The sequence below is a fragment of the Microcoleus sp. K1-B1 genome, from assembly GCF_036704705.1.
GTDB lineage: Bacteria > Cyanobacteriota > Cyanobacteriia > Cyanobacteriales > Microcoleaceae > Microcoleus.
Window position 1 is genome coordinate 84,064 of the sequence record NZ_JAUBSH010000002.1, and the last position, 19,540, is coordinate 103,603.

Here is a 19,540-nt window from a genome sequence, read left to right on the forward strand (position 1 = left end):
GCTGATTTTTCTCTCGAAAATTCGGCTAAATCTGACTCTGGTATGAATTTATAATTGCCAGTAGCCGCCACTTCAACGCCTTCCCCATAGTCTGTTTTAAATGAGATGTTGCACCATTCTCAATTACTTGTTTAGGAACAGGCTTTTCGGCCTGTTCCACAAGAGAAAAATTTTATTGTGGAACAGGCCGAAAAGCCTGTTCTTGACAATGGTACAAGATCTGAGTTTTAACAGACTTGAGCTATAAGCTTTGGACTTAAGTCCCTGGCGATCCTAAAACATAAAGCAATATAACCAATGCAAACCATTAATGGATTTCGGCTTTCTCCTCAACAAAAATATCTGTGGCTGTTGCAACAAGATAGTCCCGCTTATCGCGCTCAATGTGCGATTTTAATCGAGGGCAATCTCCAAGCAAATGCCTTAAAAAAAGCGCTGCAAAAAGTCAGCGATCGCCACGAAATTCTGCGGACGAGCTTTCAGCGACGTTCTGGGATTAAATTTCCGATTCAAGTCATCGGCGATCGCAGTTTAATTTCCTGGCAGAGTGTTAATCTCGAATGCTTGACCCCGCCAGAACAAGCGGCTAAACTCCATGAAATTTTTCAAAACGAAAAGCGGTCAGATTTCAACTTTGAGCAAAATCCAATTTGGCGCTTATCCTTAATTTCTCTATCAGCAAACAGGCACATTTTGCTTGTCAGCTTGCCTTCCCTGTGCGCCGATTCCCGCACCATCAAAAATCTAATTCGAGAAATTAGCCAGTGTTATGCAGCGTGCTTGCAAGGTGAGGAACTGGCCGACGAAGTGGTGCAATATGTCCAATATTCGGAATGGCAGAATGAATTGATTGAGGATGAAGAGGCGGCAGAGGGCAAAAAATATTGGACCGATCGAGATTACTCGGCCCTAGCGAGTTTAAAATTGCCTTTTGAAAATAAAAATAGCAGCGCGTCCGATCCATTTGAACCGAAATTTTTTGAGGTTAAAATAGAACTGAGTTTACTAGAAGAAATAGAAGCGATCGCCCGCCGCTACAAGACCTCAATATCTGCTTTCTTTCTAGCTTGCTGGAAAACCTTGCTCTGGCGGCGGTTGGGAAAGGCAGAAATCATTATTGGCACCGCCTTCGACAATCGCAAATATGAAGAATTAGAGCCAGCACTCGGTCTATTTGCCAAGTTTTTACCGCTTCGCAGCCAACTGCAAGAAAATTTTACCTTTCAGGAATTATGGCAGGAAATCCAGCAATCCCAAAGCGAGGCTTATAAATGGCAGGAATATTTCAACCGGGAAGATATAAACGGGTCGCCTGGATTTCCATTTTGTTTTGAGTTTGAGGAACAACTAGAAAAGTATGCGGCGGCTGGCGTAGATTTTTCAATTTACCAGCAATATGTCTGCGGCGATCGCTTCAAAGTTAAACTCTCCTGCGCGCGCCGAGAGGATGCTCTCATCGCTGAGTTTCACTACGATCCAACCTTGATAGGGGAACCAGCGATCCAATGTTTAGCAGAGCAATTCTACACCTTAATAAAAAGTGCAGCTAATCACCCAGAAACCGCTCTCGGCGAGTTGGAAATTCTGAGCGAGATCGCCCGCCACCAAGTCTTATTTGAGTTCAACAAAACACAGAAAGATTACCCAAAAGACAAGTGCATTCACCAGCTATTTGAGCAACAAGTGGAGCGCGTACCAGATCGCCTTGCGGTTGTCTGTGAAAATCAGCAACTCACTTACCGGGAACTCAACGACCGCGCCAACCAAATCGCTCATTACCTACAACAATTAGGAGTTAAATCCGAAGGATTAGTGGGAATTTGTGCAGAGCGATCTGTGGATGCGATCGCCGGACTGCTCGGCATTCTCAAAGCAGGCGGCGCGTACTTGGCACTCGATCCGGCCATGCCAAAAGAGCGCCTCGCCTTGATGTTGCAGGATGCAGGAGTGGCAGTGCTATTAACGCAACAACAGCTAATCGAAAACTTGCCCAAAACTCAGGCAAAAATCCTTTGCTTAGACGCAGAAATTCCCTCTGTCTCCCCCTCTCCCTCTCCACCTCTCTCTCCTGAAAATTTAGCTTATGTCATTTACACTTCCGGTTCCACTGGCACGCCAAAGGGAGTGGCAATTGAACACCGATCGCTCGTCAATTACCTCTACAGCATTCAGGAACGGCTAAACCTGCCATCAGGTGCCAGTTTCGCAACCGTTTCTACCTTGGCAGCCGACTTAGGAAATACAGTAATTTTTCCAGCTTTATGTACGGGAGGAAGCCTTCACATAATTTCCCAGGAACGCGCCACCGATCCAGAGGCGATCGCTGCTTACTTTCAGCAGCATTCCATTGACTGTCTCAAAATCGTTCCCTCCCATCTAAAAGCTTTATTAACTGCTTCCGATCCGGCGCAGGTTTTGCCGAAAAAGCGATTAATCCTTGGCGGCGAAGCCTTAAGTTGGAATTTGCTCGAAACTATTCAGAAATACGCCCCAGACTGTTCAGTATTCAACCATTACGGGCCAACAGAAGCAACCGTAGGCGTGCTGGCTTATCCGATCGAAGACCGAGAAAATTGCATTTCTGAGACAGTTCCTCTCGGTCGCCCTATCAATAACGCGCAGATTTATTTACTTGATTCGCACTTGCAGCCAGTTGCCATTGGCATGTCCGGCGAGTTATACATCGGCGGTCTTTCTTTAGCTCGCGGCTATCTAAACCAACCCCACTTAACAGAAGAAAAATTCATCCTCAACCCCTTCGACGCCGAACCAGGAGCGCGTCTGTATAAAACCGGAGATTTGGCTCGGTATTTGCCGGACGGAAATATTGAGTTTTTAGGGCGGATCGACAGCCAAGTTAAACTGCGAGGGTTCCGCATTGAATTGGGGGAAATAGAAGCAGCGCTATCTCAACATTCCGCTGTGCGCGAAGCAGTAGTTTTGCTACTGGAAAATGAACCGGGGAATCAGCGCTTAGTGGCCTATGTTGTACCCGCGAGGGAATCAGCGATCGCTATTAACGAGCTGCGGTCATTTTTAAAAGAAAAACTGCCCGACTACATGGTTCCTTCTGCTTTTGTCGTACTGAAAGCATTGCCCCTCACGGCTAATGGCAAAATAGACCGGCGGGCGCTGCCAGCGCCGGAGGCAACGAGAGCCGATTTAGCAGATACTTTTGTCGCTCCTAGCACTCCCATTGAGAAAATGCTGGCTGAGATTTGGGCCCAGCTCCTAGGGTTGGAAAAAGTGGGAATTTATGACAGTTTCTTTGATTTGGGCGGACATTCATTACTGATTACTCAGTTGCTAGCAAAGGTAAGAGATTCTTTCCAAAAGGAATTGCCCTTGCGCCGTTTCTTTGAAGCGCCTACCATCGCTGCTTTAGCAAAGAATATTGAGGTGAAGCATGGGGCGGATTCGGCGGGCGATCGCACTGCAAGTTTCGATATTAACGCTGAAGTTGTTTTAGATCCGGCAATTCGCCCTGCAACTCCATTGAGCGAGCCAAAAACTGAACCAGCTTGCATTCTCTTAACAGGGGCGACGGGCTTTTTGGGAGCCTTTTTACTCCGCGACCTCTTGCAACAAACTCAAGCAGAAATTTATTGCCTAGTCCGTTCTGCCGATGGAGAATCAGGCAAAAAGCGGATTCAAAGCAGCCTCGAATCCTATTTAATTTGGGATGAAAGCAGCAGCGATCGCATTATCCCAATTACTGGAGATTTGTCTCAACCACTTTTGGGGCTTTCCGAGGATCAGTTCCGAGTTTTAGGCAGTAAAATTGATGTCATTTACCACAATGGCGCGTTTGTCAAGTTTACTTATCCCTACTCGGTTCTCAAACCCGCTAACATTTTGGGGACGCAGGAAGTTCTGAGATTGGCGAGTCAAAGTAAGCTAAAACCAGTGCATTTAATTTCTACGATTTCCGTTTTCTCGGCAATTGGAGAATCTGGGATTAAGGTGGTGCGAGAGGATGACGAACTCACTCCGGGAGAGGGTCTAAAAGGCGCTTACACTCAGACTAAATGGGTGGCAGAAAAGTTAGTAGAGGTCGCGCGCGATCGCGGAATTCCTGTTAGCATTTACAGGCCAGGTCGCATTTCTGGGGACAGCAAAACAGGGGCCTGCAATCCCAGCGATTTACTGTACAGGTTAATCGCTGGTTGCGTGCAACTTGGATGTGCGCCCGATGGTGATAAGCTGATGAATGTAGCGCCTGTTGACTATGTGAGCCGAGCGATCGTTCATCTTTCGAGGCAAAAAGAATTGCTCGGAAAGACTTTTCATTTAGTCAACCCTCAGTCTTTTCAGATGAGTGAATTGCTTGGCTGGATTTGCTCAATGGGTTATCCAATCAAACGAGTTTCTTCTGAGGCTTGGCAAGCAGAAATAATCAATCGCGCTGGATATTCTCCTGAAAATGCGTTGTATCCGCTTGTCGGTCTTTTTTCCGAAAAAGTTTCGGACGCAGAAATGCCTCAATCTGCCACGCTTCAATTCGATTGCCAGAATGCGTTGAAGGGACTTTCTGGAACGGACATTATCTGCCCGCAAGCGGATGCGAGTTTGTTTCGGACTTATTTTTCCTATCTCGTCGATCGCCAGTTAATAGAGGCTCCCAAACATCTGGTCTAAAAATGTAGAGGCGCGAGCGATCGCGTTTCTACCTTGCTCACTTTGAGGAGAACTTTAAATCAAGCATCACTTAGACTTGCGGAAGTCCTGATTAGTTTATTTAAGAGAAGGCAAAAGATTTTTATGTTAGGAAGTAGTAATGCGATCGCGATCGCAGGCAGAGCTACCGCAGAAGGAACGCGGCGTTACAGGGAACGGCACAACAAAAATTGTGCAGCCGATCACTTCCGAGAAACAGGTTCGTTCGTTGCCAGCTCGATTGGAATTGGCACTTACCTTGGCGAACCAGATGAGTATACTGACACTCTTGTGGCGTCCGCTGTAGTTGAATCGGTTCAGCGGGGTGCCAACGTAATTGACTCAGCAATCAACTACCGCTACCAGTACGGAGAGCGGAGTGTCGGAAAGGGTATCCGGCGTCTCCTGGAATCGGGAGAGGCTTCAAGAGATGAACTAATTATCTGCACGAAAGGCGGCGTTGTTCCGCATCCAACTCCCAACCATGTAGAGTGGTTTTATCAGCAGTACGTCGAGCCAAACAACTCTACTATCAGCATGGCAGATTTGGCCCAGGAGCGTTACTGCATGCACCCAGAATACATTCGAGATCAGCTTAATTGGAGCCTCGCCAACCTCGGCATTGAGACAATCGATGTCTACTATCTTCACAATCCAGAAAAGCTACTTTCTCAAGTTGAACCCGATACTTTTTATAATCGGTTGCGAGAGGTTTTTGAGGTACTTGAAGGTGCGGTTTTAGCTGGAAAAATTGCTAATTACGGTGTGGCAACTTGGAATGCTTTTCGCGTACCTCCAACTGAAAGGTACCATATCGATCTGGCGCGTGCGAAGTCAATTGCTCGGGAAGTAGCTGGGAACAAAGAGGATGGGTTTCGGTTTATCCAGCTTCCTTTGAATATGGGGATGCCGGAAGCGGTGCTAACTCCAACTCAAACAATCGAAGGAGAACAAGTTTCAGTATTGGAAGCTGCCGATCGCTTAGGCATTTGAGCGATCGCCAGTATGTCGCTGTGTCAAGCGCAGGTTATCGGTCAGATTCCAGAAAAAATTGCTTCTGCCTTTGGCAAAAGCTTGCGAACAGACTGCCAGCGGGCGCTCCAATATACCCGGAGCGCCCCTGGCCTCCTGAGTGCCCTTGTAGGGATGAAAACGCCAAAACATATAGAAGAGAACCTAGCCCTTGCTGCTGTCGGGCGGCTGGGGAGGGCAAGCTTTCACGAACTTACTGATTCAATTGTTCAAGTTTTAAACGGAAATTGAAGTTCCCCTTGCCGGAGCACGGCTGAACTTAAAATCTTGAATGGCATTATGGAATAGTTTCAGTTAATGTTTATGGTTCTTCCGTACTTAGTCGGCTAAAATTTGACATTATTGTAACATTTTAGCCCATTATGTACGGAAGAACCCTGACTACTTATAGCGGTTCTCAAAAAAGTGAGGTATGCCCTATGCCCACGGAGGCCTATGCCCACGGAGGCCTATGCCCTATGCCCATGAGTACCTCATCTTTCTGAGAAAGGCTATATTAAATCAATCATTAATAAATTCACCTTCACAGATAATAGAGTCTCTGTTCTCCAAATCTTCTTGATTCCAGACCGCGTTTAAGGCTGCGGAACTTAATGAAGTTGACATCGTATTTAATGTTGTGTTGTAGTATTCTACAGCATTATTAAGTTCCACCTGCGGCGCTTCTTTGAAGTACGAATTAATATCAGGCGTGCACCGCTGGGCTTGGTAGTATACATAAGCTTCAGCATTAATGCACATTACGTGGTAAAAATCCTTATTTGCTGCCGCCACATCTCCCAGTTTATACAGCGCTAAACCCCGGTTGAGATAAGCTTTAACATAGTTCGGATCGAGTTTTACTGCTTGGTCAAAGTCTTCAATTGCAAGCTGCATTTGTTTTAATTTATAGCGAACGCAACCTCTGTTATAATAGGCATAAACATTTTGTGGATCGATGGCGAGTGCAATGTTGTAATCTGCCATCGCCTGGGTATTGTCTCCTAATTGGTGGTAACAGAGACCTCGATTTATGTAAGCTTTGATATATTTAGGATTCAACCGCAGCGTTTCGTTAAAGTTTTCCGTTGCTGCCTCTTTTTCTCCCAAAAGGTAGTAAGCGCGCCCCCGGTTGTAATAGGTTTTATAATTGTTGGAATTGATAGATAGAGCTCGATTGTAGTCTTCTATTGCTTCTTCGTAATTTCCTAAATTAGCAAGTACAAGTCCCCGGTTGTTGTAGATAGCGTGGCTGTTAGGCTTATTTGCTAAAGCACAGTTTAGATCATCAATGGCTTTTTCGTGTTCTCCGAGATGACGCCAAGCATTGCCTCGATTCAAGTAAGCCTCGAAGAAATTAGGATTGATATCTAGGGCTTGGCTGAGGTCTGCGATCGCTTTTTGGTAGTCTTTCATGTAATAGTAAACCAAGCCGCGATTGTTATAGGCTTTGGCATCGGCGGGATTGAGTTGCAGTATCTGATCGAAGTCCTCAAGTGCCGCTTCATAGTTTCCTTTCTTGGCGCTGTGCAAACCGCGCTTGTAAAATTGTTTGAGGTTCATAGGTCAACTTTCAGGATTGCTTGATTCTGGGGGTTGATTCCTGTGCAGTCAGTTTTGAGTTCGACAGCCGTTAATCTGTTGAAAGAGCATCCACCTGCGGTCAGAGTAACTCTTGAATAATTGTCGGCAATCTACCCTAAACAGGATTTTTGGTTTATTTTAACAGTAGTTAAATCCTGTTGAAAGGCTCTGCACCTCGACTGGATTTACTTATTAGTCAGTTTGATCGTTTACCCGACGATCGACTTGCTCTCAAAAGTCTAGTTTTACTTGGTGTTCTGTGTCTCTTGATGCGGCGACGATCGGCTTGATCGGCAAATTAAGTTTGAGACCGCTACTCAGTATAAATTGTTGCCAGCATTCCTACCGAGTAAACTCTATATTTTTTTGACAAACTTTGTCTCAGTATTTGCGGTAGTACGTCTCTACAAACTTTTGGTGCCTAATTACCAATTACCGATTGATTTCCTCTTCCACATAAACTCTCAATTTCTCCAAATCTGGAAGTTCGATCAATTCTTGTTCCTTTTCCTTAACCGACACGGGCATCATCACAGGTTTACGCTGCTCAATCCAGCAACTTGCCAGCGGTAAAGTTTGTTCCAAATCTTCCAAAGGCCTCGGAATTACCATCACCGCGTTCAACTCGCCAATTCTCTCAGCTTCGTACATTCCGGCCTCTACGGCTACTGCTACATCTGCAACTGCACCGCGAATAATTGCCGTGCACAAACCGGCGCCTATTTTCTCGTAAGCTGCCAAGTGTACGTCTGCGGATTTGAGCATAGCATCGCAAGCACCGACCATTGCGGGGAATCCCCGGGTTTCGAGCAAACCGATCGCCTGATTGCTAAGCCGAGAATAACTGCCTTTTTCCGAAAGTTCAGTCAGCCGAAAGCCGATCGGCAAAACCACTTCCAAATTAGCCAAAGGTCTAGCAATCACCAACTTAGAAACAAACTGCCCGAACTGTTCGGCAGTTTGAGCTCCAGCTTCCACAGCCAAACGCACATCCGAAATTCTGCCCCGGACGATCGCGGTACAGTGACCGGAACCAATTTTTTCGTATCCTACTAAAATCACTCCTGCCGACTTCAGCATCATGTCAGCAGTCCCCACAATTGCCGGAAAACTCTTGGTGGATACCAAACCCAAAGCAGTGTCTTTGAAGTATTCCTGGCGCTGCGATCGCTCTTCATGACTGTTACGATCTGTTTGTCCGTCCATCTTCTATTACCCTTAGAAACTTCCCAAAATAAAAATTTGTTGATAGTTTATAGTTTCTCAGATGAGAAGACAGACTGCACGAGCTACAAGACACAGATTGCTACGGCAAGGCCTGACAAATTGCTGAGCTACCAATAATATGAGATTACCTATTTATATTTGATCTTTCTGCCTTCAGCATAGCTGCCTTTTGCCGAAATGACGGCTACCCGGAACCGCCCGATAGAGTTTGGCCGTTTTCCTCCGAGCGATTAAAAGCTTGTCGGTGCGGAAACAGCGTCCCCAACAGCCGATTGATGTGAGCTTGGCCGTATAGAATAGTTGGCGTTTCCCCTGGTTGGGGCGGCTCTGCGGCGGTGGATTCCGGCGGGTCTGGGGCAGTCTCCGGCGCAGTTTGAGGCGGTGTTTGGGGGGGTTGTGGCGGCTCGATCGGCTCGATCGGTCGATCAACTGGTGGCGTAGTGGCTTCGGGGGTTTCTGGTGATGTTGGCGCTGCTGTTGGCGCTGCTGCTGTTGGTTCTGCTGTGGGTTCTGCGGCGACTTGGCGGCTGGTATCTCCGATTAGAGAACCTGCTGCCATAATTTGCATTTTGTCGATACAAGGATTGATTAGGGTCGTCCCGGCGCCAATACAGGCATTTTCCCCGATCGTTCCCGCACCTACCACCAGCACCCCTGCACCCAGAATAACGCCCGCCGCGATTTCCAGAGTACCTTCACGGGCGTGAAGGATAACTCCCATACCGATACAGGCACCGGCGGCGATCGAGATCCGGCTGCCCGGATCTGCTTGCAGGATTACTCCAGGGGCGATCGCCGCACCCTCATTCACAACTACATCGCCACTCATCAAAATCTGAGAGTTGCTACTTAATTGCAGTGGCGATAAATACATTCAACTTCACCATGAAAAGAGCTAGTTTTTTCGATAAAACGACTTTAAATTATGGGTTTTTTCGACTGATAAATTTAACCATGTCAATCTAAGAAACGATAATTTACTAATACTGAGAATCTTGATGCTTTAACGTTTTATAGAAACTTTCAGAAGATTCTAGATTTTGACCAACATTTCTCATTCGAGCTTTTTAACTATCTCAAATCCAACTTAAATCCGCTGGGGTTTCTCCCGTTAGCCCCAGTGCGAAGGATTAACGGGAGAAACAAGCTAATTACCAGGGAAATTAAGGACGCTGGATAATTTCTTCCAGTACCCGGCGCTTCGCCTTAGAGTCGATACCCAGCAAGCGGACGTACTCGCCGCTGTGTTCTTTGAGACAGCTTTCGAGGGCAGAAATCACTTCGGATTCGCGGTTGGATGAGATGGGGGCGCAACTGCTCCAAGAACCGGTGCGGAAACGGCGCGCGTCGGCGTGTTCCGTGCCAATTTTGTAGCCTTGGGAAAGCAGGTTGCGGATTTGGTCGATCGTCTTGCCTGTCAAACTTCCGCTGCTGGCCGAACCAGTCGAAGCTGCTTTGTATCCCGAGGTTGCTGCAGGCTTAGCCGATTGAGCAACCGGGCCGTCGGGACGCTGAATAATTTCTTCAACTATGCGTCGCTTAGCTTTCGGGTCAATCCCGATCAAGCGCACGTACTCACCGGGGTACTCGTTCATCACAGATTCCAAAGCGGCGATCGCCTCAGATTCGTTTCTCACTTGCAGCGAAGCCCCGCTTTGCCAAGAACTGGTGCGGAAGCGGCGCGCGTCGGCGTGTTCCGTGCCAATTTTGTAGCCTTGAGCTAGCAAGCCGCGAACCTGAGCCACTGTTTCGGCACTCAATTTTCCGCTTGACACGGAACCGCTATTGTGGTTAGAAGCTTGTGCAACTTTACCGTTAAATTGGTGAATTTTCGAGCCGTTAGAACCGTTAGAGCCGTTGTCTCCCGGTCTTTGGACGATTTCTTCTAGTACGCGGCGCTTGGCTTTGGTGTCAATCCCGATCAAGCGGACGTATTCTCCTTGGTGCTCAGCCATGCAAGCTGACAAAGCCGCGATTACTTCAGAGTCGCGCTTTGAGGAAATCGGGCCGCAAGTGCGCCAAGAACCTGTCCGGAAGCGGCGTGCGTCGGCGTGTTCGGCTCCCACGCTGTATCCTTGAGCTAGTAAATTGCGGATGCTATCGGCAAGAGTTGAACTCAATTGGGTGCCGGCATGGGTAGAATATTTGGTTTGAGTCATATTTGGGTTTTTAGTTTGCTCGTTGCGAATTGGTGCTAGACAGGCGATGTTCTCAGCGCAGCGATAACCGGTTCTCAGAGCGTCATTGATGCCGATGACATGGGTCGCAAATTGAACGTCAGAATCTTGAACGTCAGGCAAGCGATCGGCCTGCTTCTGATTAGTGATGATGGCTCCCGAAGGTACGTACTTACCGGGGGGAATCTCCACATCTTTAATTAGTACGTGCATCATGACAATGCAGCCGTTGCCCACTCTGGCATTGAACACCGTAGAGCGAAAGCCGATAAAGCAGTCGTCGCCCACGTATGCCGGCCCGTGAATTAAACTCATGTGGGTGAGGGAAGTATTTTTCCCCACCCACACAGAATAGGATTTGTCGTCGTCTCCTGTGACTCGCCCTTTTTCTAAGCCGTGAATCACTACTCCGTCTTGAATGTTGCTTCCTTGTCCGATATAAAAAGGAGTGCCTTCATCAGCGCGGATAGATGTTCCGGGGGCAATCATCACATTAGAACCGATATGCACATCCCCAATAATGTTAGAAAAGGAATGTACGAAGGCGGTATCGTGAATTTTGGGCTCAGCCAAGTTTTTCGACCAAGGCGTCGGGGGAGCCGCAACGTTGCGGACTGCCATAAATTAAGTTCTCCTAAACTGAAAAATCTTTTTGTTAGTTGTTAGTTGTTTGTTGTTTGTTGTTAGTTGTTAGTTGCTAGTTATTTTTCCACTAACTGCTAACTGCTAACGGTTGCAACTAGCCGTACGGGTCGTCTTTTTTACTGTAAATGAGGCGGTTTTCTACATTGACAGTATCTATAATGCCTACTACCAGAGCATCGATCGGACGGTTTTCGCTTCCGGGCGCGATCCGGGCTGCGCTGCCTCGGGTTACTAAAACCCATTCATCTATACCAGCGCCCACACAGTCAGCGGCTACCTCATAGCCGGGAACTGGCGAACCTTCCTCATCGATGAATTGCAGCAGTAGAAATTTCGATCCTCTCAGTGTCGGCTCTTTTTGGGTACTGACAACTGTGCCGAGAACTTTTGCCATTTGCATTTTAGGTAATAGGTAATAGGTAATTGGTAACTGTCATTTTTACACTGTCACTTGTCTTTTTTTTATTAGCTCTGTCCTCAGTCCGCTGTCAGATTTTTAGAGCTTCGTCTAGTAACTAATGACTCATGACTCATGACTAATAACCAATATCCCATACCCACCTCAATTAAAAATTAAAAATGCTAAATCAAAAACCTCGCGATTTTTAATTTTTAATTACCAAACGCCCCTAACAGCCGTGAAGCGAAGCTATCCCGTAGGGAATCGCCTATCTTATGATCTGTTGAGAGGGCGAATACCGCTCACGCCTTCGCGGAACTGTTCTACAGCTTCGGTGTAGCGAATCGGCAGCACGTACTCTAAGTTTTCGTGAGGGCGGGCGATAATGTGGGTGGACATCACTTGTCCGCCGTTAACGCGCTTCACTGACTCTACTCCGGCTGCGACAGAAGCTTGCACTTCCGAGACATCTCCTCTTACAATGACCGTAACCCGAGCGCTACCGATTTTTTCGTAGCCTACCAAGGTGACGCGGGCTGCTTTGACCATCGCGTCAGCGGCTTCTACAACTGCGGGGAAGCCTAGGGTTTCGATCATGCCAACTGCAATTGCCATTGGTTTTTTACTCCTGATTGAATATTTGGGGAACTAAACAGTTAATTTTTGACGATCGCACAAATTTTCGTTAAACGAAATTTTTGTGCGCTAAGAACTTAGTAGCCTCGGAACTGTTCTACTGCTTCTGTATATCGAATCGGCAGAACGTATTCTAGGTTTTCGTGGGGGCGAGCGATAATGTGGGTAGAGACGACTTCTCCGCCGTTCACCCGCTTGACGGATTCCACTCCTGCTGCGACTGAGGCTTGGACTTCCGACACGTTGCCACGCACAATTACCGTGACGCGGGCGCTGCCGATTTTTTCATAGCCCACGAGGGTAACGCGGGCAGCTTTGACCATAGCATCGGCAGCTTCCACCACAGCGGGAAAACCTTTTGTCTCAATCATTCCCACGGCAATTGACATTTTTGAATCTCCTTTGAGGATGAGCGAAATTACCGTTACAAATCTTTGAGAAATCTAAAAATTTGGACGGGGAGGCCCACATTTTTTAGTAAGGCAGTGTAAAGCTTCCTATCCTATAAGAATAGGGGAAGCTGTCCACCTTGACAATATAAACTAACATCATAATGTTTAATAACAAAAATTAAAATTTTTTATGTTACTTAAAATAATTTAATATTTATTTAATAATCTTAATATAGATAGGGGTAGATGCCGGCCGCGAAGGGGGATTAAAGTAAGTAATAATACTCATAAAGTAGAGTTCGGTATGTTAAGCCGACGCTGATCACTACCGGGAAACTTGGGGATTTCAAAAGGGGGATCGCAGGGAAATCGGCAAAAAAGGCAGTCTTGGCCCATCGGCAGGCATTTTTTTCTTTGAGTGGCTCGTCTGCTTAGTTTGTAATTTTGTCTTGAGATAATTATCATTTTTGATGCTTTAATGTATAGTTAATCTGGAGTGCAAATTATTTTGCCACAACTATACGATCGACTTTAGTCAAAGTTTTAGGGCCTCGCGCGATCGCCCGCGACTGTTTTTGTATAAAGGCAGCCAGTAATTTGAAGTTTAAGGCATAAATTAAATGACTCAATTTCTCCTCCAAGCCTGTTGGTGGATACCTTTATATGGCTTAATAGGCGCAATTTTAACTTTGCCGTGGTCTACCGGCACCATTCGCAGAACAGGCCCAAGACCTGCAGCTTACTTCAATTTGCTGATGACGGTGTTCGCTTTCATACACGGATCAGTTATTTTTACAGCAACTTGGGATCAACCGCCCCAACAGTTGCTCGTGCACTGGGTGCAAGCAGCAGATTTAGATTTGTCTTTTGCAATAGAAATCTCCACCGTCAGCGTCGGAGCAATGGAGTTAGTTAGTGTTCTGAGTTTGCTAGCACAAATTTACGCCCTTGGCTACATGGAAAAAGACTGGGCGCTAGCTCGATTTTTTGGGCTGATGGGTTTTTTTGAAGCGGCAATTAGCGGCATTGCCATTAGCGACTCGCTGCTTATAACTTACGCTTTGTTGGAAGTGCTGACGCTTTCAACTTACTTGCTAGTCGGGTTTTGGTACGCTCAACCGCTGGTAGTAACAGCCGCTAGAGATGCGTTTTTAACCAAGCGTGTAGGAGACGTGCCACTGCTGATGGGAGTAGTGACGCTTTCAACTTTAGCGGGAAGTTTGAATTTTTCCGATTTGGAAATATGGGCTGAAACTGCAACTTTGTCTCCCCTAGTGGCGACTCTTTTAGGTTTGGCTTTAATCTCCGCACCTACTGCCAAGTGCGCTCAATTTCCCTTCCATTTGTGGCTTGACGAGGCGATGGAAGGGCCCAACCCGGCTTCGATTATGCGGAATACGGTAGTTGTGGGCGCTGGGGCTTATGTTTTGATTAAACTTCAGCCTGTTTTAGCCCTGTCCCCCGTGACCGATGGGGTACTGGTGGTGTTGGGTGCGGTAACGGCTGTTGGCGCTTCCTTGGTGGCGATCGCCCAAATCGACATCAAAAGAGCACTATCGCATTCTACCAGCGCTTCTTTGGGTTTGGTGTTTATCGCCGTGGGGCTAAATCAAGTTGACATTGCTTTGCTGTTGCTGTTCGCGCACTCGATCGCCAAGGGCCTATTATTCATGAGCGTAGGGTCAATTATTACCACAACTAACACTCAAGATTTAACAGAAATGGGTGGGTTGTGGTCGAAGATGCCTGCCACCACTACGGCTTATTTAGTAGGCGCTGCGGGGATGGTAGCGTTGTTGCCTCTAGGCAACTTTTGGGCGATGCGACGCTGGCTCAACGGTTTTTGGACGGTGCCTTTGTGGCTGGTAATAGTGCTGCTTTTAGTTAACGGTTTGACAGCGCTAAATTTAACTCGCATATTCGGTTTAGTGTTTGTGGGAAAATCGCAGCCGAAAACTCGCAGAGCTCCAGAAGTGGGTTGGCCGATGGCTTTGCCGATGGTAATTTTGACGGTGATGGGGCTATTGGTGCCTTGGATGTTGCAGCGGTGGCAACTGTTAATTAGTTGGACTGGCCCTTGGGCGCAAACGGGGGATTTTGATACTTTAAATTTGCTGTTGAAGACGCTGGATACACCGCTGTTGCTGTTATCTGGGTTGATAGGCGTTGCGGTTGGGGTGGCGATTTATTGGTACGGGGTTTTACCTCGACCGGTACGGCTGCCGGTGCCGGCGTTGCAGGATTTGTTTGCTTACGATTTTTATATCGATCGAGTTTACCGCTTGACTGTGGTTTGGGCTGTGGCTTTTATTTCTAAAATCAGCGCTTGGACTGATAGGTATGTGGTGGACGGGGCGGTGAATTTGTTCGGTTTTGCCACAATTTTCAGTGGTGAAGGGTTGAAGTACAGTGGCACCGGTCAGTCGCAGTTTTATGTGTTGACTATTGCGACGGGTGTTGCTGTGTTGCTGGGGTTGATTATTTGGCAGTTTTAAACCGCAGAGGTTGGCAGATGAATTTTTCGGGGTTTGTCTGCTTTTGATCTAGTTTTATTTAATTTTCAACCGCAGATGAGGGCGGATGAACGCAGATGAACGCAGATAATTTTATTCTGGGTTTGTCTGCTTTTTTATCTAATTTTATTCAAACTCGATCGGCCACAATTCGGTCAATCGATTTTAGATTTTAGATTTTAGATTTTAGATTGACTTGCGCGAGATAAATGCTCTTTCTTGAGGATTTTAGATTTTGGATTGATTCCACGGATAAATCACGTGGCGAGTACCACCTTTGAAATTCCTGGTCACTGGAACTTCCCAACCGGGCAAAAGTTCGGGAATTGAAATCATGTCGCCGTCTCTCAATACCACTGGATCGGCTGTCGGACTGTAAATTGTTACTGTGCGCTTGTCTGGGTCGATTAATATTCCTACTTTTGCTCCGAGTTCGATAAATGATTTAATTTTTTCTCGCAGGGGTTTGAGGCGATCGGACTGAGATTTGATTTCTACAACTAAGTCGGGAACGAGTTCGGCAAAATACCTTTTACTTTGTTTGAGGCGCGAAGCTGTCACAAAGGAAACATCGGGAGCTCTCAGATCGGAATTGGGGAGGATAAACCCGCCGCTGGACTCAAAAACTCGTCGGAGTTTGCGGGGTTTGACCGAAAGCATCCAGGATACAAGCCCCCGGATTCATCCGTGAAGAAATAAAAAACGTGTATCCCATGAAACTTGCCTAACGTATTTATCCGTGGGGTCAAGGCTTCCATCTAAAATCTAAAATCTAAAATCTAAAATCGATTGACCCAGTTTAGTAAAAGTCTGGCAAACTCTGCCCCAATTTCGCTCGATACAATGTCTGATGGGCCCATAAGGATAACCTTCCCGTCTACCAGTTCTAATTGGTAGTCGAGATGTGCTTCCGAGAGTATACCTTGCAGTTGTTCCAAGTCGGCAACGGTGAGACGGGTGGAAGGAGAACCGGATTTAATTTGCAAATCTTCTGGCTCTGTAAGACTTGAGGTCATAGGAGGATTCCAGAGACATTTGAATCTATGTTAACAAGAAAATGGGCCGATCGCTTTTATATGTAGTTGCTTTGCGTTAATGTTAAATATAGCTCTAAATACTGTGTAACAAAGGAAAGTTTTAATTGATGCTCAGTGCTTTAATCTGGATACCAATGTTGGCTGCTGCCCTGATTGGGCTCTGGCCCGGTTCAGTGAGTTCTAAAATAGTTCGGAATGTCGCGATCGCCATTGCGGGTATAACTTTTATTCTCTCGGTGATTTTGGCATTTCAGTTTGATGCCAGTACCAGTCAGTTGCAGTTTGCAGAATTCATTCCTTGGATAGATGTTTTGGGATTGAATTACAATCTCGGCGTTGATGGTTTGGCTCTGCCTTTGGTAATTTTAAATACTCTACTGACAGGAATAGCTATTTACGCTACGGATGAGTCGATCCGCAGACCTCGACTTTATTATTCTTTGATTCTGTTAATTACCGGGGGCGTAACAGGGGCTTTTTTATCTCAAAATTTGCTGCTGTTTTTCCTGTTTTTTGAGGTAGAATTGATTCCGCTTTACCTGTTAATTGCGATTTGGGGAGGCGAGCGCCGGGGTTATGCTGCTACTAAGTTTTTAATCTATACTGCATTTTCGGGAATTGTGCTGCTGGCTGCTTTCTTGGGCACAGGTTGGCTTAGCGGTGCTTCGAGTTTCGATATGGTTGGTGCAGCGGGCGCATCGCATTTACAAGGAGGATTGCCATTGCCTTTGGTAAGGCAAATGGTTTTGCTGGCAGGGGTGTTGCTGGCTTTTGGAATTAAGATGCCTTTGGTGCCTTTTCATACTTGGCTGCCGGATGCTCACGTAGAAGCTTCGACGCCGATTTCGGTGCTGCTGGCGGGGGTGCTTTTGAAGCTGGGAACTTATGGGATGCTGCGTTTTGGTTTGGGTTTGTTTCCAGATGCGTGGGCGGTGTTGGCGCCGACTTTGGCTAGTTGGGCGGTGGTGAGTGTGCTTTACGGGGCGAGTTGCGCGATCGCCCAAAAAGATATGAAAAAAATTGTAGCTTACAGTTCGATCGCTCACATGGGCTACATTTTGTTAGCTAGCGCCGCAGCTACTCCGATTAGTATGCTGGGAACTGTTTTGCAAATGGTTAGCCACGGTTTAATTTCGGCGCTGCTATTTTTGAGTGTCGGCGTTATTTACAAAAAATCCGGCACCCGCAACATCGATGTGCTCAAAGGTTTATTCAATCCCGATCGCGGTTTGCCGATGATTGGCAGTTTAATGATCCTCGGCGTGATGGCAAGTGCCGGCATTCCGGGTTTGGCTGGATTTATTGCTGAATTTTTGATGTTTCGGGGCAGTTTGCCAGTGTTTCCCGTGCAAACTTTGCTTTGCATGATCGGCACTGGTTTAACTTCAGTTTACTTTTTACTTATGGTCAACCGCGCCTTTTTCGGCCGCCTTTCGGATTTGGTGGAAAATTTGCCCCAAGTCCGCTGGCGCGATCGCATCCCTTCGCTGGTTTTAGCAATAATTATCGCCATCATGGGAGTGCAGCCGGGAGTTTTAGTTGCTTTGAGCGAAAAAACTGCGATCGGAATGGTAGCTAATGTGCCACCGCAAGTTAAAGTGGTTGCTCAAAACTTGAAATAAAATATGACCTAGGTGCGTAGTCAGGAATGCAAGTTCTCTCTTAACAGCTTTTAGTCCATAGGTTCGTAGTGAGGAGTGCCAATCTTCTCTTAACAGCTTTTAGCCCATCATTAAAGGACTAAAGTCCTTACTACAAACCTATTTCTTCCTTCTTCCTTCTATTCAGGCTTAATTAAAATGACAAGTACCGTATTAAAACCATCTTCTCACCCCCTCTCCGCATACATTGAAATCTTGGAATCAGGCCAAGCTTTACTGCCTGAATCTACAGAAAATGTAGTTGAAGTTGTCGGCATTCTCAAAAGTTACGGTGTGGTTCTAGATGCCTATTCTCGCAATCTAAATTATATTGCAGAAGAACAGTTTTTAGTGCTTTTCCCATTTTTTAAATATTTCAATGGAGAGGTGACGCTGCCGAAATTAATTCGCTATTTGTGGCACGATCGCATAAATTTTGAGTATGCTGAGTATTGCATGAGAACAATGCTTTGGCACGGCGGCGGCGGTTTGGACAGTTATTTGGATTCCCCGGAATTTAGCAGTTTGGCCGAAAAGGCGATCGCGGCGAAGCTGAAAGGCAATTTTTTCATGCAGGGACTAAACAAAACCTTTCCTAATTTTTTGCCGGAACAAGTGCGGATGCTGGCTTATTACACCGGTCTCGGTCAGTTTTGGCGGGTAATGAGCGATTTGTTTATAGACTTATCTGATTCCTACGATCGAGGGGAAACTAAGTCTATTTCTGATGTAGTTGATTTTGTCAAAGCCGGTTTAGTCGCCGCTGCCAGCCTACCGATTACCTACAGCGTGAAGATTGGCTCTCAAGTCTACGATATACTGCCAGCGACGGCTAATTTGACATTTTTACCAGATGTAGCCGTGCCTTATGTAGAGGCTGTTTTCTTTCGGGGCACAGCTTTTTTTGGCACAGTTTCCTACAACGCTCAAGCCCATCAAATCCCGGAAAAACAAAAAGATTTTGCCTACGGGGCTTTGTTTGCTGACCCTTTACCCATTGGAGGTGCAGGGATTCCGCCAACTCAATTGATGCAAGATATGCGGCATTTTCTGCCGGAGTATTTGCACGAAGTTTATCGCACTAGCTGTCGGGGTGAAGATGATCTGCGGGTGCAAATTTGCCAAAGTTTTCAGAAGTCGATGTTTTGCGTGACGACGGCGACTATTTTAGGTTTAGCACCTCATCCCATGAATACCTCCGATCCAGAGGAAAAAAAGGCTAATCGAGCTTATTTAGAAGGTTGGATGGATCGATTTGGAAATTCTCGCTTGGATTGGGCAAATCAGCCAACTAACAGGGCCTGTCAGTTATTCCCCGAACGGTAGAATGGCGACTGGTTTTTAGGGCGCAATGTCTCTAGGAGTTGCAACAATATTACCTGAAGAAAGCAATTGCTTTCTTTGGGATACCGAAAGATCATTCGGGCGATCGCAATGATCTCACGTCCCGTAAAATAGCCGTTATCAGGCAAGTAGTCAAAGCTTCAGTCCACAGACTTTTATGAGGACTGAAGTCCTCACTACCAAACAATTTTATAGTCATTTTAGCGGACATAATATGACCTGATAAACTGTTTGTTTTCGGCTCATTGTAATTGCTTTCATAACTGATATATCCGCTA

General features: G+C 46.5%; 15 protein-coding genes and 1 pseudogene. 5 read left to right on the plus strand and 11 right to left on the minus strand.

Annotated elements, in window-relative coordinates:
• Positions 1-297 precede the first annotated feature (297 nt).
• A complete protein-coding gene (locus tag QUA83_RS00935; protein ID WP_333290924.1) occupies positions 298-4,638 on the plus strand; it encodes an amino acid adenylation domain-containing protein in 4,341 nt (1,446 codons plus the stop codon).
• Between the two features lie 123 nt (positions 4,639-4,761).
• The gene (locus QUA83_RS00940; protein ID WP_333290925.1) at positions 4,762-5,649 is read left to right on the plus strand and encodes an aldo/keto reductase; all 888 of its coding nucleotides are present in this window, start codon (positions 4,762-4,764) and stop codon (positions 5,647-5,649) included.
• On the opposite strand, the gene QUA83_RS00945 is transcribed toward QUA83_RS00940, so the two are convergent.
• The 9 genes from QUA83_RS00945 to QUA83_RS00985 all read right to left on the minus strand — a co-directional run bounded on the left by QUA83_RS00945 (position 5,638) and on the right by QUA83_RS00985 (position 13,357).
• The gene (locus QUA83_RS00945) at positions 5,638-5,820 is read right to left on the minus strand and encodes a hypothetical protein (protein WP_333290926.1); all 183 of its coding nucleotides are present in this window, start codon (positions 5,818-5,820) and stop codon (positions 5,638-5,640) included. The genes QUA83_RS00940 and QUA83_RS00945 overlap by 12 nt on opposite strands.
• 369 nt (positions 5,821-6,189) lie before the next feature.
• Positions 6,190-7,230: a tetratricopeptide repeat protein gene (locus tag QUA83_RS00950; RefSeq protein ID WP_333290927.1), complete on the minus strand. Its 1,041-nt coding sequence runs from the start codon at positions 7,228-7,230 to the stop codon at positions 6,190-6,192.
• A 453-nt stretch (positions 7,231-7,683) separates the two neighbouring features.
• Positions 7,684-8,457, minus strand: a complete 774-nt coding sequence (locus tag QUA83_RS00955) for a BMC domain-containing protein (protein ID WP_333101844.1) — start codon at positions 8,455-8,457, stop codon at positions 7,684-7,686.
• A gap of 205 nt (positions 8,458-8,662) precedes the next feature.
• Positions 8,663-9,352 carry a carbon dioxide concentrating mechanism protein gene (locus QUA83_RS00960; protein ID WP_333290928.1) on the minus strand — a complete coding sequence of 230 codons (690 nt, stop codon included), beginning with the start codon at positions 9,350-9,352 and terminating at the stop codon, positions 8,663-8,665.
• Positions 9,353-9,641: 289 nt separating this feature from the next.
• Positions 9,642-11,276 (minus strand): ribulose bisphosphate carboxylase small subunit, encoded by a 1,635-nt coding sequence (locus tag QUA83_RS00965; RefSeq protein WP_333290929.1) that lies wholly within the window; start codon positions 11,274-11,276, stop codon positions 9,642-9,644.
• A gap of 118 nt (positions 11,277-11,394) precedes the next feature.
• Positions 11,395-11,700 (minus strand): EutN/CcmL family microcompartment protein, encoded by a 306-nt coding sequence (locus QUA83_RS00970; RefSeq protein ID WP_006635057.1) that lies wholly within the window; start codon positions 11,698-11,700, stop codon positions 11,395-11,397.
• Positions 11,701-11,973: 273 nt separating this feature from the next.
• Positions 11,974-12,315: a carbon dioxide-concentrating mechanism protein CcmK gene (locus QUA83_RS00975; protein WP_006635058.1), complete on the minus strand. Its 342-nt coding sequence runs from the start codon at positions 12,313-12,315 to the stop codon at positions 11,974-11,976.
• Positions 12,316-12,413: 98 nt separating this feature from the next.
• Positions 12,414-12,725 (minus strand): carbon dioxide-concentrating mechanism protein CcmK, encoded by a 312-nt coding sequence (locus QUA83_RS00980; protein ID WP_006635059.1) that lies wholly within the window; start codon positions 12,723-12,725, stop codon positions 12,414-12,416.
• Between the two features lie 506 nt (positions 12,726-13,231).
• On the minus strand, positions 13,232-13,357 hold the full coding sequence (locus tag QUA83_RS00985; RefSeq protein ID WP_333290930.1) for a hypothetical protein: 126 nt from the start codon (positions 13,355-13,357) through the stop codon (positions 13,232-13,234).
• On the opposite strand from QUA83_RS00985, the gene QUA83_RS00990 reads away from it, so the two are divergent.
• Entirely contained in the window at positions 13,349-15,223 is a 1,875-nt protein-coding gene (locus tag QUA83_RS00990) for an NAD(P)H-quinone oxidoreductase subunit F (RefSeq protein ID WP_333290931.1), read from the plus strand. The two genes, QUA83_RS00985 and QUA83_RS00990, sit on opposite strands and share 9 nt — an antisense overlap.
• A gap of 246 nt (positions 15,224-15,469) precedes the next feature.
• On the opposite strand, the pseudogene QUA83_RS00995 reads toward QUA83_RS00990, so the two are convergent.
• Both QUA83_RS00995 and QUA83_RS01000 read right to left on the minus strand, forming a co-directional pair.
• Positions 15,470-15,892, minus strand: a pseudogene (locus QUA83_RS00995) (Uma2 family endonuclease); the annotation flags it as partial.
• 128 nt (positions 15,893-16,020) lie between these two features.
• Complete coding sequence (locus QUA83_RS01000) at positions 16,021-16,257, minus strand: hypothetical protein (protein WP_445301749.1); 237 nt, start codon at positions 16,255-16,257, stop codon at positions 16,021-16,023.
• A gap of 128 nt (positions 16,258-16,385) precedes the next feature.
• Between QUA83_RS01000 and QUA83_RS01005 the strand changes: the two genes are divergently transcribed.
• Positions 16,386-17,900: an NADH-quinone oxidoreductase subunit M gene (locus QUA83_RS01005; RefSeq protein WP_333290932.1), complete on the plus strand. Its 1,515-nt coding sequence runs from the start codon at positions 16,386-16,388 to the stop codon at positions 17,898-17,900.
• A 177-nt stretch (positions 17,901-18,077) separates the two neighbouring features.
• A complete protein-coding gene (locus QUA83_RS01010) occupies positions 18,078-19,244 on the plus strand; it encodes a CO2 hydration protein (RefSeq protein WP_333290933.1) in 1,167 nt (388 codons plus the stop codon).
• The last annotated feature ends 296 nt before the right edge of the window (positions 19,245-19,540 follow it).